Origin of the sequence: Kribbella sp. DT2, from assembly GCF_049844575.1 — a bacterium.
Lineage (GTDB): Bacteria > Actinomycetota > Actinomycetes > Propionibacteriales > Kribbellaceae > Kribbella.
The window spans coordinates 345,231-359,446 of the sequence record NZ_JBNCLH010000007.1; the positions used below are offsets into that span (position 1 = coordinate 345,231).

12 protein-coding genes are annotated in these 14,216 nt (G+C 70.9%); 5 read left to right on the forward strand and 7 right to left on the reverse strand.

Features of this window, described 5'->3' with window-relative positions; all coding sequences use genetic code 11:
- Positions 1 to 50: 50 nt before the first annotated feature.
- On the reverse strand, positions 51 to 509 hold the full coding sequence (locus tag ACLQ2O_RS29090; RefSeq protein WP_425837349.1) for a hypothetical protein: 459 nt from the start codon (positions 507 to 509) through the stop codon (positions 51 to 53).
- Between the two features lie 105 nt (positions 510 to 614).
- On the opposite strand from ACLQ2O_RS29090, the gene ACLQ2O_RS29095 reads away from it, so the two are divergent.
- A complete protein-coding gene (locus tag ACLQ2O_RS29095) occupies positions 615 to 3,599 on the forward strand; it encodes a bifunctional [glutamine synthetase] adenylyltransferase/[glutamine synthetase]-adenylyl-L-tyrosine phosphorylase (RefSeq protein ID WP_425837351.1) in 2,985 nt (994 codons plus the stop codon).
- A gap of 31 nt (positions 3,600 to 3,630) precedes the next feature.
- Here ACLQ2O_RS29095 and ACLQ2O_RS29100 read toward each other — a convergent pair whose 3' ends face one another.
- On the reverse strand, positions 3,631 to 4,560 hold the full coding sequence (locus tag ACLQ2O_RS29100) for a ferritin-like domain-containing protein (protein WP_425837354.1): 930 nt from the start codon (positions 4,558 to 4,560) through the stop codon (positions 3,631 to 3,633).
- 234 nt (positions 4,561 to 4,794) lie between these two features.
- Between ACLQ2O_RS29100 and ACLQ2O_RS29105 the strand changes: the two genes are divergently transcribed.
- Positions 4,795 to 5,313, forward strand: coding sequence for a SigE family RNA polymerase sigma factor (locus ACLQ2O_RS29105; protein ID WP_425837357.1), 519 nt, complete (start codon positions 4,795 to 4,797; stop codon positions 5,311 to 5,313).
- A 19-nt stretch (positions 5,314 to 5,332) separates the two neighbouring features.
- Positions 5,333 to 6,079 (forward strand): tRNA (guanosine(46)-N7)-methyltransferase TrmB, encoded by a 747-nt coding sequence (gene trmB, locus ACLQ2O_RS29110; protein ID WP_425837360.1) that lies wholly within the window; start codon positions 5,333 to 5,335, stop codon positions 6,077 to 6,079.
- Here the strand turns inward: trmB and ACLQ2O_RS29115 are convergent.
- From ACLQ2O_RS29115 to ACLQ2O_RS29135, 5 genes are all read right to left on the reverse strand, one after another.
- The gene (locus ACLQ2O_RS29115; RefSeq protein WP_425837362.1) at positions 6,060 to 8,705 is read right to left on the reverse strand and encodes a family 78 glycoside hydrolase catalytic domain; all 2,646 of its coding nucleotides are present in this window, start codon (positions 8,703 to 8,705) and stop codon (positions 6,060 to 6,062) included. The two genes, trmB and ACLQ2O_RS29115, sit on opposite strands and share 20 nt — an antisense overlap.
- A 92-nt stretch (positions 8,706 to 8,797) precedes the next feature.
- The gene (locus ACLQ2O_RS29120) at positions 8,798 to 9,526 is read right to left on the reverse strand and encodes an SDR family NAD(P)-dependent oxidoreductase (RefSeq protein WP_425837365.1); all 729 of its coding nucleotides are present in this window, start codon (positions 9,524 to 9,526) and stop codon (positions 8,798 to 8,800) included.
- A gap of 15 nt (positions 9,527 to 9,541) precedes the next feature.
- Positions 9,542 to 10,735, reverse strand: a complete 1,194-nt coding sequence (locus ACLQ2O_RS29125) for a class I SAM-dependent methyltransferase (protein WP_425837367.1) — start codon at positions 10,733 to 10,735, stop codon at positions 9,542 to 9,544.
- Positions 10,732 to 11,397, reverse strand: a complete 666-nt coding sequence (locus tag ACLQ2O_RS29130; RefSeq protein WP_425837370.1) for a DUF1365 domain-containing protein — start codon at positions 11,395 to 11,397, stop codon at positions 10,732 to 10,734. Before ACLQ2O_RS29130 ends, ACLQ2O_RS29125 begins: the two co-directional genes overlap by 4 nt.
- Before the next feature lie 65 nt (positions 11,398 to 11,462).
- Positions 11,463 to 12,725 (reverse strand): NAD(P)/FAD-dependent oxidoreductase, encoded by a 1,263-nt coding sequence (locus ACLQ2O_RS29135; protein WP_425837373.1) that lies wholly within the window; start codon positions 12,723 to 12,725, stop codon positions 11,463 to 11,465.
- Between the two features lie 173 nt (positions 12,726 to 12,898).
- Here ACLQ2O_RS29135 and ACLQ2O_RS29140 point away from each other — a divergent pair, with 173 nt between their 5' ends.
- Positions 12,899 to 12,994 carry a putative leader peptide gene (locus ACLQ2O_RS29140; RefSeq protein ID WP_425837375.1) on the forward strand — a complete coding sequence of 32 codons (96 nt, stop codon included), beginning with the start codon at positions 12,899 to 12,901 and terminating at the stop codon, positions 12,992 to 12,994.
- 104 nt (positions 12,995 to 13,098) lie between these two features.
- The gene (locus ACLQ2O_RS29145) at positions 13,099 to 14,178 is read left to right on the forward strand and encodes an ABC transporter substrate-binding protein (protein WP_425837378.1); all 1,080 of its coding nucleotides are present in this window, start codon (positions 13,099 to 13,101) and stop codon (positions 14,176 to 14,178) included.
- Positions 14,179 to 14,216 lie beyond the last annotated feature (38 nt).

The window sequence follows — 14,216 nt, forward strand, 5'->3', positions numbered from 1 at the left end:
TCATCCTGGCATGCGATCGCGTCACTGAACGGTGCGAAAAGGGGGAGAAGTCAACTGGCGCCGGCGGTTTCGGGCGCGGTCCAGCGGGCGGCGGCCGTGGAGTGCCGGTACGGCGTGCTGAGAGCCGCGGGCGCGGGCGTGGTCGTGCGTGGCTCCGGGGCGGTGGTGCCGTCGGAGGCGAGGATCTCGACCTCGTCGACCGTGAACAGGCCGACCGGGCGGACCCCTTCGGTGACGACCACGACGCAACCGGGGACCACCTGCTGGGCCCGGTGGTCCTGGGCCGGGACGAGGATGCCCTCGGCCGCGGAGCGCCAGGCGCCGGGGGCGAACCGGCGCAGCGCGATGCCGACCTGGCCGTCCTCGGCCGTGCGTGGTGGAAGGTACGCGGTGGCTGTGTAGTCGTAGTCGTAGTCCGGCTCGGGCGGCCCGGACACCCGCCCACCCTGCTGGGGCGTCAACCAGACCACCGTGCCCCGAACAGCGAGCGACCCCGTCATCATGACCATGACCAGTCATCATGCCCGTCACGGACAGTTTTTGCCAAGCGACTCCGAGTGTTTGCTGTGATCGCCCCGCAACCGAACCGCGATCTGCGCCGGTAACCTGCGGGGGTGGCGGAGTCGCGGAAGGTGTCCAGTGAGGGCCAACTGGTCCGCCGGGGGTTCGCGGACCCCCAGCGGGCCTCGAGGATGCTCCAGCAGCTCGACCAGCTGGACGCGCGCACCCCGGTGGCGACCGAGCAGCTGATCACCTCGCTGTCGGAGTCGGCCGATCCTGATCTCGCGCTGCTCCACCTGCTCGGCCTGGCCGAGGCGCTGGAGCAGCACGAGTACGACGTGTCCGCCTTCGCTCGCACGCTCGACATGGACGACGACTTCCGCCGTCGGCTGTGCTGCGTGCTCGGCGCGAGCGAGGCCCTCGGCCGGCATCTCACCGTGCACCCGCGGCACTGGTACGACCTGGCCGACCCGGCGCTGGCCGGCAGCAACCCGACCCCGGACGACGTCGCCGCCCGGCTCGCGCTGGCCGTCGACGACGACAACCCGGTCGATGCCCTGCGCATCGAGTACCGCCGGCTCCTGCTCCGCCTCGCGGCCCGCGACCTCGCCGAGGGCCTGCTCGTCGACGAGACGGCCGCCGTCCTGGCCGACCTGGCCGGTGGCGCGCTGGAGACCGCGCTCCGGATCGCCCGCAACGACCACTTCGGCCAGCACCCCGGTGCCGCCGACTGCCGCCTGGCGATCATTGCCATGGGCAAGTGTGGCGGCCGCGAGCTGAACTACGTGAGCGACGTCGACGTGCTGTTCGTCGCCGAGCCGCTGGAGGGCGAGGACGAGGCCCCGGCGCTGAAGACCGCGACCCAGCTGGCCGCCGCCGTGATGCGGATCTGCTCCGCGCACACCGCCGAGGGCACGCTCTGGCCGGTCGACGCCGCGCTGCGTCCCGAAGGCAAGTCCGGCCCGCTGGTGCGGACGCTCGACAGCCACCTGGCCTACTACCAGCGCTGGGCCAAGACCTGGGAGTTCCAGGCGCTGCTGAAGGCCCGCCCGATCGCCGGGGACGCCGAGCTCGGTCAGGCGTACGCCGATCAGACGGCCGGCCTGGTCTGGTCCGCGGCAGACCGCGAAGGGTTCGTCGACGACGTCCAGTCGATGCGCCGCCGAGTGGTCGACCACATCCCGGCCGCCGACGTCGATCGCCAGCTGAAGCTCGGTCCGGGCGGCCTGCGCGACGTCGAGTTCGCCGTACAGCTGCTGCAGTTGGTGCACGGGCGTAGCGACGAGACTGTGCGCAGCGGGACGACGCTGATCGCTCTGGAGCAGCTGACCAGCTCCGGGTACGTCGGGCGCACGGACGGCGCCGTACTGGCCGACGCGTACCGGTTCCTCCGCTCGATGGAGCACCGGATCCAGCTGTACCGACTCCGGCGGACCCACTCCGTGCCCGAGCACGAGGACGATCTGCGGCGGCTCGGTCGCTCGCTCGGCTTCACGAAGAACCCGATCACCGACCTGACCAAGGTGTGGAAGAAGCACGCGCTCGAGGTCCGCCGCCTGCACGAGAAGCTGTTCTACCGCCCGCTGCTCGCCGCCGTCGCGCGGATCCCCGGCGAGGAGGTCCGGCTCACCCCGGAGGCCGCGAAGCAACGACTCACCGCACTCGGGTACGCCGATCCGGCGTCGGCGCTGCGGCACATCGAGGCGTTGTCCGAAGGCGTGTCCCGGCGCTCGTCGATCCAGCGCGCGCTGCTGCCGGCGATGCTCGGCTGGTTCGCCGAGTCGCCTGACCCGGACGCCGGTCTGCTCGCCTTCCGGACGATCTCCGACGCGCTCGGCTCCACACCGTGGTACCTGCGCCAGCTCCGCGACGAGGGCGCTTCCGCGGAACGCCTCGCGCATCTGCTGGCCAGCGGCCGGTACGCCGTCGACCTGCTGCAGCGGGCGCCCGAGGCGACCGCGATGCTCGCGGACGAGCGCGAACTGGTCCCGCGCAGGCCCGAAGCCCTGCTCGCCGAGATGTCGGCCGCGGCCCGCCGCCAGGACAAGCCGGAGGCCGCGGTCGCCGCGATCCGCGCGGTCCGGCGGCGCGAGCTGTTCCGGGTCGCGGCCGCCGACCTGTCGAACCTGCTCGAGGTCGAGCAGGTCGGCGAGGCGCTGACCACGATCGCGGCCGCGACGCTGACCAGCTCGCTGGAGGTCGCTCGGCGGGCAGTTGCCAAGGGCGGCGAGGAGCCGACCCGGATGGCGATCGTCGCGATGGGCCGCTTCGGTGGGCACGAGCTCGGCTACGGCAGCGACGCCGACGTGATGTTCGTCCACGATCCGTTGCCGGGGGCATCGGAAAAGGCGGCGACCGACTTCGCCACCCAGGCCGCGACCGAGCTGCGCCGCCTGCTGGCGCTGCCCGGTGCCGACCCGGCCGTCGCGATCGACGCGGACCTGCGGCCCGAGGGCCGGCAGGGACCGCTCGTCCGGACGCTGGCGTCGTACGCGTCGTACTACGCGCGCTGGTCGGCGGTCTGGGAGGCGCAGGCGCTGCTGCGGGCCGATCCGCTCTGCGGCGACGCCGAGCTGTGCCAGGCGTTCCGCGACGTGATCGATCCCCTGCGGTACCCGGCGGACGGCGTACCGGCGCGGGACGTGATGGAGATCCGGCGGATCAAGGCGCGCGTCGATGCCGAGCGGCTGCCGCGGGGCGCCGATCCGGCCACCCACACCAAGCTCGGCCGCGGCGGCCTGGCCGACATCGAGTGGACGGTCCAGCTGCTGCAGCTGCGCGAGGCCCACCGGGTCGAAGGCCTGCGGACGACGCGGACGCTCGGGGCGTTGCGGGTGGCTGTCGACGAAGGGCTCTTCGAGCGCCGGGAGGCCGACGTCCTGCGGGCCGCCTGGCAGCGGGCGTCGCGGATCCGGAACGCGATCATGCTGACCCGGGCCCGCCCGAGCGACTCGCTGCCGCGTGATCCGCGCGACCTCGCCGCGGTCGCGCAGATCTGCGGCTACCCGCCCGGGCAGACCAGTCGCTTCTCCGACGACTACCTACGGTTGACCCGCCGTGCGCGCAACGTGGTCGACCACCTCTTCTGGGGCGAGTGATCGGGCTCGCTCCAGAAGAGGGACCGGTCGGTCAGTTGCTCTTGGCGCTTTCCCGGATCTCGCCGTTCACGCCGCCGGGGAAGAAGCCACCCTTGGTGGTGGCCGCGGGGTTCAGGTAGACGACGTTGAGCACCTGCCCGGCCGAACGGCTGTAGGCGATGCCGTTGCCGTCGGTCGGGATGATGTTCGCGGTGTCCAGCCGGTTCAGGCCCTGGTCCAGGTCGGTGCTGCCGTCCAGGCTGTCCCGGGCGTCGGAGATCGCCCGCGAAGCCACCGCGAGACCACGGTTGAGCAGCGTCGTGCGGATGTTGGCCGCGTGGTAGGCCTCGACCGCGAGGATGCCGGCGGCCGCCTCCAGGTAGGTCTTGTTGCTGATCAGCGGTGCGGCGCCCTTGTACGCCGTGACGCCGACGTCCTCGAAGACGAAGGCCGCCAGCAGGAAGTTGTCGTCGTTGGCGTAGGCGTCGAACTTCTGGCCGGGCTTGATCAGGCCGGCCGCGGTCGCGGCGGCGGTGAACGCGGCGTCGATGTCGATGGCCGGCCGGGCCACCGCGGCCGAGCCGAGTGCGGACCGGAGGAACTTGACGTGCGCCAGCTCGTCGGCCGCGATCTCGGTCGCGAACTGCTTGATCACCGCGTTCTTGAAGTTGACCTGGCGGCCGCCGGAGACGCCGCCGGGCGTGCCCTTGCCGCCGATCTCGGAGGCCGGCAGGCCGGTGCCGTGCACCGCGCGGAGGTAGAACTCGGCCTCCAGGTACTCCAGGTTCAGGGCGAAGTTCAGCACCGCGCCGTCACTGGGCGCACCGGCCGCCGAGGCCTCACTGGCGACTCCCGCGCTCAGCGCACCGGCCGCGGCGACCCCGAGTCCCGCGACACCGGCCGAGTGCAGGAACCTGCGCCGGTCGAGTCCGTTCTCGGCGCTGCGATCGATGGCGTTGCGGACGAACAGTTTGTCGAACATACGACTTCACTCCCGGTCTTCGATGTCACCCGCACGGAGTCCCGCCCGGGTGCCTCTCTGCCGGCCGGGGACGGACGACGGCGGCCGACTGTGGCGGGCTTCGGAGCTGCACCCCGGCCGGATGGGTCGGACTGCCGGATCGGCCGGTTACAGGACTTCAGCGCCATGAAAGTGCAGTGAAAGGACCCTGCGCGACTCTGATTTCTCGCAGAGCACACGCTGGGGGCGATCACAATGGCGGAACTGTCGGGGGACAGTGCAACAAGCTTCACCGAGTTCGTGACACAGAAGTACGGCGCGCTGCTGGGGACGGCGTACCTGCTGACCAGGGACCACGGCCTCGCGGAGGACGTGGTCCAGACCGCGCTGGCCAAGTGCTGGCGGACCTGGGACACGATCAGGGCCGACGACCCGTACGCGTACGTGCGGCAGGTGCTGGTCAACACCTGCCGGGCGTACTGGCGGGTGAAGAAGGGCAAGCTGGAGTTCCCGACCGAGGAGCTGCCGACGCGGCCGGTGCTGGTCGACTACTACGACCGGATCGAGCGCGACTCGGTGCTGGTCGCCGCGCTGGAACGGCTGCCGGGACGGATGCGCGTGGTCGTCGTACTGCGGTACCTGGTCGACCTGAGCGAGGCCGAGACCGCGGAAGAGGTCGGGTGCGCGGTCGGCACGATCAAGAGCCAGACCAGCCGGGCGCTGGCCCGGCTGCGGGGGGACCCTCTCCTGCTCGACTACAGGAGGAGTGCCTGACGGCCTGTAAGTTGTACCGGTGGCTGAGTTTGTATCGGTGCAGGAGGTAGATCAGGTGCGGCAGCCGGGGGTGTTCAGTCACGTCCGGCGCAGCGTGCGGATGACGGCCGGGCAGCAGCGGGTCTGGGAGACGCGCTGGCCCGAGCTCGGTCGCAAGCTGGACGACCTGCCGGCCGGGACGCTGGACCTGGACGCCTGGTTCGGCCGGACCGCGCCGGTGGTGCTGGAGATCGGGTCGGGCATGGGCGAGGCGACCGCGCAGCTCGCGGAAGCGGCGCCCGAGGTCAACCACTTGGCCGCGGAGGTCTACCCGGCCGGGCTCGGGCAGCTGATGCTCGCGGTCGAGAAGTCCGCGCTGACCAACGTCCGCCTGCTGCACGGCGACGCGCTCGACTTCCTGCGCGACCACGTCGCGCCGGACACGCTGGACGGCGTCCGGATCTACTTCCCGGACCCGTGGCAGAAGAAGCGGCACCACAAGCGGCGGCTGGTGAAGCCGCCGTTCGTCGCGCTCGTCGCGTCTCGACTGCGCCCCGGAGGCACGTTGCACCTGGCCACCGACTGGGCCGACTACGCCGACGAGATGCTCGCGATCGGCTCGGCCGAGCCGCAGCTCGTCAACCAGTACGACGACTGGGCGCCACGGCCCTCGTGGCGCCCGCTCACCAAGTTCGAGTCGCGGGCACACACCGAGGGCCGCGTCTGCCGCGACCTGCTCCTCACCAAAAAGTCGCAGAGCCAGAAGATCACGCCGTCCGGCTGGTGAACGACCAGTGGCCTGACGGCACCGTGTAGATCGTGTAGCCGTCCGCCCAGACCGGTTCCCCGGCGTACGGAGCCGGTACGGCGGTGACGTCCGTCGGCTGCTCCGACGGCACGTGCACCTCCGCCGTGCTGCCGACCGGGACCTGCACCTCCACGTGCAGCACGCGCCCGACCTGCCGCCAGCTCGCGGACACCCTGCCGCGCACCGTGTCGCTGCGCAGTGAGGCCTGGGACGTGTCGGCCCGTGCGTCCGGCCGGACGACGATCCGCTCCCAGCCGTTGCCGGCGTTGCGGAGGCCGGTGACGTTCTCCAGCAGCCACTGAACGACCGTGCCCTGGAAGTAGTGGTTGCGCGACCGGGTGTCGGTCTCCCACATCTCCCACAGGGTGTCGGCACCCTGATCCAGCCAGTAGCCCCAGCTCGGGTACGTCCGCTGCTGGGCGACCTTCGCGGCGACGTCGCCGTGCCCGTACCGCGTCAGAACCGGAAGCAGTACGCCGACGCCGAGGCAGCCGGTGTTCAGGTGGAAGTCGCGCGCCTCGATGTCCTTGACCAGGTTGGTGACGACCTGGTCGATCAGCTCGTCCGGGACCAGCCCGAACGCGAGCGGCACCGCGTTGGACGTCTGCCGGTAGTCGGGGTCGGTCGCCGTCCGGTACAGCCCGGCCTCGCGGTCGAGGAACTCCCGGTTCAGGCCGTCGGCCAGCTCGACGGTTGCCTTGCGCAACCGATCCAGGTCGCCGGTCTCGCCGATCAGCTCGCCGATCTCGATCACCGCGACGAGTGCCCGGTGCAGGTACGCCGTCGCGGTCAGCCGGGAGTCCTCCGGCGGCGGGCCCTTGCGGTAGCCCGGCGGGATCCAGTCGCCGAGCACACTGGTCGACAGGCCGTCCTCGACCCGCGCCAGTTCCCAGTCGATGTAGCGGTTGACCGTCTCCCAGTGCTCGCGGAGCACGCGCGTGTCGCCGTACCAGCGGTGCATCTCGCGGAGCACGAACGGGTAGACCGTCGACCACTCGGTCGCGGGCGCCAGCTCGGCGTACCCCCAGCCACCCGACGGCACGATGACCGGGAGTTGCCCGTCGGCGGTCTGGCTGTCGCGCAGGTCGCCGAGCCACTTGGTGAAGAACCGGGACAGGTCGAGCAGCGACGTCATCGACGGGGCGCCCACCTGCGCGTCGCCGGTCCAGCCGTTCTTCTCCAGGATCGGGGTGTCGGTGGGGATGCCGTGCAGGTTGTTCAGCACGGTCCGGCGCATCGCGTCCTCGAGCCACGCGTAGATCGCGACGTCGGTGCTGAAGCGCGACGCCGGCCGGACATCGGAGTGCACCACCTCGGCGGTGAGCCCGACGTGCTCGGCGCCGGTGACCTGGACGTAGCGGAAACCCTTGTACGAGAAGCGCGGCGCCCAGGTCTCGATTCCGTTGCCTGCGGCAATGTACTCGTCGACCTGGAAGCGGCCGCCGTGGACGTGCCGGTTGACCGCGACGACCTGGCCGTCGGGGGCGAGCGTCTCGCCGTACACGACGGTGATCTTCGTCCCGGCCGGCGCCTCGGCGCTCAGGCGGACCCAGCCGGCGGTGGTCTGGCCGAAGTCGGCCACCTGGATTCCGGCGTGCGGTGTGGTGAGCTCGACCGGTGCGAGCTCTTCGACGACCCGGATCGGTTCGTGCTGCTGGGCGCGGACCTGTCCCTTGGGTGCGTCCAGCTCGAGCGCCGGGGACCAGGTGGAGGCGTCGAAGAGAGGTGAGTCCCAGCCGGGCTGGGCGAGGCGGGCGTCGTAGGTCTCCCCGGCGTACAGGCTGTCGGAGGTCGTCGGGCCGCTGGTGACCTGCCAGGTGGTGTCCGAGTGAAGCTCGGTGGTCGTGCCGTCCTCGTGGTCGACGACGAGGCGGGCGAGCAGACGCGGGTCGGCGATCCAGGGGGCTTCGTGCCAGCGCCAGGTGTTCTCGGTGGTCAGGCCGAAGAAGCCGCGGCCGAGCTCGGCGCCGAGCACGTTCTCGCCCGGGTGCAGCAGTTCGGTGACGTCATGGGTGACGTAGAGGACCGTGCGGTCGTAGTCGGTGAAGCCGGGGTCGAGGACGGCGTCGCTGACGCTCTGGCCGTTCACCCGCAGGTCGGCGTACGCGAGGCCGCTGACGTAGAGGCGGGCCTTTGCGACCGGGCTGGGCAGGTCGAAGGCTCGGCGGAGCAGGGGAGCGGCCTCGGTGGAGGCGCCGATCCAGCGGGCGTCCTGCCAGCCCTCGTCGAGCAGGGCGGTCTCGAACCAGCTCGGGCGGCTCCACTTGCTCTCCCGGTCCAAGCCGTCCCAGAGGCGGACGGCCCAGTGGTAGCGGGTGCGCGGGGCGAGCTGCGGGCCGTCGTACTCGAGCTGGATGGTGTCGCTGGTGACTTTGCCGGAGTCCCAGACGTCGGCCTGCTCCAACGAGAGGAGGTCAGCGCTGGTGGCGACGAGGACCTGGTACGCCGACTGAGTGGCTCCGAAGCCGGGGGCGGTGGCGGTCCAGGCGAGGCGGGGGCGCGGCTCGTCGAGGCCGAGCGGCCGGTCGGTGTACTCGACCGTGAGCTTCGCCACGTCGAGAGGGCCACCGGGGGCCCAGCCGTCCGGAAATGCTGCTGTGGCCACGGGGAGAGCTCCTCACGTCAGGCGGTCGATCCCGGAGGACCGTACGTACCGTCAGCTGCTGAGGGCAACACCTATGACCGCATCTGGACAGATCAGGAGCGAGGCGTGAGCGCCAGCGCCCAGAGCCGGTCGGGGACGAACTTGGTGAAGCGCATCAGCAGCGCCATCTGCCAGGGGAAGACGATCCGGGCGGACTGCCGCTCGATGCCGTCGGCGATCGCGCGGGCCGCCTGGTCGGCCTTGATGATGAACGGCATCGGGAACGAGTTGGTCTCGGTCATCTCGGTCTCGACGAAACCCGGACAGACGGTGAGCACGTCGATGCCGGCGGGCCGGAGCTTGGCGCGCAGGGCCTCGAGCAGGTTGATCTGCGCGGCCTTCGTCGCGCCGTACGCCTCGGCGCCGGGCAGGCCGCGGTAGCCCGCGACCGACGCGATGCCGACGATCATGCCGCCGCCCTGCAGGCGCGGGATCACGGTGTCGAGGGTGTTGGCGAGACCGGTCAGGTTGACGTCGAGGTGCTTCTGGAAGGAGGCGGCGTCGAAGTCGTCCATCTGCTCCCAGTAGCCGGCGCTGAAGATCACGATGTCGAGGCCGCCGAGCTGCTGGGTCACGTCGTGGGCGGCCCGGCGTACGGAGTCCTGGTCGGTGACGTCGATGGTGCTGACGGCCAGCTGGTTGCCCGCGACCTCCTTCAGCTTGTCCTCGCGGCGGGCCGAGATCGCGACCTGCCCGCCGCGCCGGTGCAGCTCGTGGGCGAGGGCGGCGCCGATGCCGGAGGAGGCGCCGACGATCCAGATCTTGCGGCCGGTGAGATCCATGTCAGGTCCTTCGGGTCAGGTCCGTCGGGTCAGGGCGAGCTGGACGACGTCGAGGTAGCCGGAGCGGAAGCCCGCTTCGGAGTACGCCAGGTAGAACTCCCACATCCGGCGGAAGGTCGCGTCGAAGCCGAGCGCGTCGACCTCCGCGGCCTGCTCGGTGAAGCGGTCGCGCCACCGGCGCAGGGTCCTGGCGTAGTCGGCGCCGAACGCGTGCTGGTCGACGACGGTCAGGCGGCCCGCCGTACGGTCGATCGCCTCCAGGGAAGGGATCAGGCCGCCGGGGAAGATGTACTTGTGGATCCAGCCCTGCGCGTGCCGGGTCGCGCGCAGCCGGTCGTCGGGCATCGTGATCGCCTGCAGGCCGAACCGCCCGCCGGGGACCAGCACGCGGTCGACGGTCTCGAAGTACGTCGGCCAGTAGCGCTCGCCGACCGCCTCGATCATCTCGACGCTCACCACCGCGTCGTACCGGCCCTCGATGTCGCGGTAGTCGCACAGCTCGACGGTCGCGTCCACGCCCGCCTCGGCGATCCGCTTGCGGGCCAGGTCGCGCTGCTCGGTGGACAGGGTGATCGACGTGATCGTCGCGCCGCGGCCCGCCGCCTGGATCGCGAGCTGACCCCAGCCGGTGCCGATCTCCAGCACGTTCGAGCCGTCCCGTACGCCGGCGAGGTCGAGCACGTTGTCGATCTTGCGGACCTGGGCCTGCTCGAGGTCGTCGGTGCCGTCGAAAAGTGCTGACGAGTAGGACATGGTCGGGTCGAGGAAGGTCGCGAACAGGTCGTTGGACAGGTCGTAGTGGCGGGCGATGTTGGAGCGCGCGCCGGTGCGGTCGTTGCGCTCGGCGGCCGGCATGCGCTGCTCGATCAGCTTGCGGAAGCGCTGGAGCGTCGGCGGGACGAGGGTCGTGAGGCGGCGGGCGAAGACGGTCAGGAGCTCGGCGAGATCGGTGCCGGGGGCTGCTCGCCAGTCGCCGGCCATGTAGGCCTCGCCGAAGCCGATCTTGAGGTCGGCGCCGATCCGGTGGAAGAAGCGGTCGGAGACGATCTCCATGGTCGGACCGCCGCGGCCGAGGCGGCGGCCGTCGGGCAGAACGACCTCGACCTGGAGGTCACGGACGGCCCCGCGCAGTACCTGCCGTGCGGCAGCCGCACGAACAGTACTTTTCGGACTGGTGGAGATGTCTGGCCAGCGCTCGTTGTCGATCATCGTGCGACTCCTTCCGGTGGGGTGTGCGGGCGGCGCTGCACCACCGGTAACCGGCGGAGCCACAGCCACACTCCATGGATTCGGATCAGAGCGGCGATCTGGTGGGTGACGAAAGGGTTCCGTAAGACCGTCGTGAGGACGGCTCGCCGGCCGGCCGGGCGTGGCTTGCCCGTGAAGGCGGCGGAGAACACCCGCCGGTCGTGCTGGTGCAGGTCGATCGCGACCGAGACCTGGTCGGGTTCGAGGCGCAGCGTGACGTCGTACCGGCCTTCGACGGTGAAGAAGGGGGAGACGTAGAACTGCTTGTCCAGGCTGAAGCGGGTGCCGCGGGCGAGCTGGGCGTGGCGTTCGCCGTACGTGTTGTGGATCTCGAGGACGACGCAGCGCAGGTCGCCGGCGGCGGTGAGGCACCAGAAGACGGTGAGCGGGTCGAAGACGTAGCCGAAGGTGCGGGCGTTGGCCAGCATCACGACGCGATCGTCCGGTGCGAGCGGTACGCCGTGGGCGGCGGTGAAGGCGGCCACGTTGTCTTTCAGCGAGCGGCCCGGATCACCGAGGTGGTCGGCGGCGCGGAACGATCCGAGCCACCCGCGGTGCGGGAGGTCGGTGACGTCGACGAGCCACTGGTACGTCCGGTAGCGGAACCGGTGCCGCTTCGGCACCCGGCGCGAGTGGCTGACGTGTCCGGGGACGATCGCGGGCAGGACGGGCTGACCTTTTTCGCCGGCTACCACTCGACCCCCAACCGGGCCGCGGCCTCGACACCTGAGCGGCAGCCGTCCTCGTGGAACCCCCAGCCCAGGTGTGCGCCCGCGAAGGCGAGCCGCGGGCCGCCTGCCGACTTGAGCTGCTCGGCGGCGGCGACCGACTCGGGCGTGAAGACCGGGTGCGCGTACGACATCCGGCTGGTCACCTTGGCCGGGTCGACCCAGCCGTCGGGGTTGAGCGTGACCAGGTGCTCGTCGGCGGAGTCCAGGCCCTGCAGGCGATTCATCCAGTAGCTGACCAGGACCTGCGGCTGGTCGGAGTGGCAGTCACGCATCCGGTAGTTCCAGGACGACCGCGCCCGTCGTACGGCGGGAAGGACGGAGGCGTCGGTGTGCAGCCAGGTCGGGTTGGCCGAGTAGCGGAATGCGCCGAGCAGGGTCTTCTCCTCCGGCGTCGCGTCGTCGAGCAGGTCGAGCGTCGTGTCCGCGTGCGTCGCCAGGACGACGCGGTCGAAGTCGTGCGTGCCGTCGGGGGTGACGATCTCCACTCCGTCGTCGTGCCGCAGTACCGAGCGGACGGGAGTCGCGGTCCGGACGTCGCCGATCGCGGCCACCACCTGGTCGACGTACGCGCCGGAACCGCCCTCGACCGTGCGCCAGGTCGGCGAGCCGCCGACGGTCAGCATGCCGTGGTGGTCGAGGAAGCGGAACAGGTAGCGGGCGGGGTAGAGCCCGGCGTCGGCCGTCCCGGACGACCAGACGCAGGCGACCAGCGGGACCGCGAAGTGCCTCTGGAAGTACGCCGAGAAGCCGCGCCGGTCGAGGAACTCGGCCCAGGTGATCGTGTCGTCACCGTCGTTCAGGACAGCGCGGGCTTCGCGGTGGAAGCGGGGGATCTCCGTGAGCATCCGGACGAACCGCGGATCGGCGAGCCGGCGCGGCTGGCTCACGATCGACGCGGCGCCGCGGCCCCCGGCGTACTCGAGACCACAGCCGTCGCAGTGCACGCTCATGCTCATCTCGGTCGGCCGCGTGCGGACGCCGAGCTCCGCGAAGAGCCTGAGCAGGTACGGGTAGGTCTGCTCGTTGTGCACGATGAAGCCGCTGTCGACCCGGTGCGTGGTGCCGGCCGAGTCGGTGACGGCGTGGGTGTGCGCGTGCCCGCCGGGCCGGACGTCCGCCTCGAAGACGGTGACCCGACACGTCCGGCTCAGCAGGTACGCCGCGGTCAACCCGGCGACGCCGGACCCGACCACGGCCACCGAAGGACGATGACCGTTCATGTTCAGAGCCTTCCGGGTGCATAAGTTTTGAACAACTTCTTCGTTCCCCGGAAGGACTTCGGAGCGGCCGCGGGACCAGATGGGTTCTGCTGAACCGGTTGATCTGTCTCGGAATCCGATTTCTCGTCTCGGATGGTGAAACCAGAGCCCGTTGATGGACTTTGTCCGGTTTCATGGTGGGCATGCAGGTCACCGCCAACCGGCCAGCCGACGCGCTCACCCGCCGCCGGCACGTCGACCTGCTCCGCGTCGCCTCCGCGACCTGTTGACCTTCGGCGCACTTCTCTGCCCGCTGCCGCTCCGCGGTTCCAGCTCGCTCCGAAGCACACCCGCCCGCGACACCGCCCGTCGCCCGCACCCTCGAAGGTCTCCTGTGAGCATCCGCCGTCCTCGCCCTGCCCGTCTCCGTACGATCGCCGCCGTCGCGGTCGCCCTCTCCCTGGCCGTTGCCGCCGGCTGCTCGCGCGCCGACAGCGACGAGGCGCCCGCCGCCTCGGCCGACAAGGGCCCCGCCACCGAGCTGCGGCTCGGCTACTTCCCGAACGTGACCCACGCGGCCGCGCTGGTCGGGCTCGGCGACAACCTGTTCACCAAGGAGCTCGGCAGCACCAAGCTGGTGCCGACCAAGTTCAACGCCGGCCCCGAGGCTGTCGGCGCGCTGCTCGGCGGCTCGCTGGACGCGTCCTTCATCGGCTCCGGCCCGGCGATCAACGCCTACGCCAAGTCCAACGGCGAAGCGGTCCGGCTGATCGCCGGTACGACGTCCGGCGGCGCGCAACTGGTGGTCAAGCCGGCCATCACCAAGCCCGAGGACCTGGTCGGCAAGACCGTGGTCACGCCGCAGCTGGGCAACACCCAGGACGTGTCGCTGAAGAAGTGGCTGTCCGAGAAGGGCCTGACCGGCAAGGTCAAGGTCACCAACCTGGAGAACGCGGCCACGCTGGACGCGTTCAAGAAGGGCGACGTGGACGCGGCCTGGCTGCCCGAGCCCTGGTCGTCGCGGCTGGTGCTCGACGCCGGCGCCAAGGTGCTGCTCGACGAGGCCACGCTGTGGCCCGACGGCAAGTTCCCGACCACCGTGCTGATCGTCCGGACCCAGTTCCTGCAGGAGCACCCGGAGACCGTCAAGCAGCTGCTCACCGGGCTGGTCGCGGCGATCGACTTCAGCACCAAGGACAAGGCCGCCGCCAAGACGCTCGTCAACGCCCAGCTCAAGGAGCTCACCGGCAAGGCGCTGCAGCCGGCCGTGATCGACCGGGCCTTCGGCGCGATCGACATCACCGCCGACCCGGTCGCCGGGCAGTTCCCGCAGCTGGCCAAGGACCAGGTCACCGCCGCGATCGCCAAGGAGGCGCCGTCCGTGGCCGGGTTCGCCGACCTCGGCCCGCTGAACGACGTACTGACCAAGGCCGGACAGCCCACCGTCGACGCCGCCGGTCTGGACAAGAAGTAACCGCACGCGCAGTTCCCGCTAGGCCCGCCGCAGGTTCC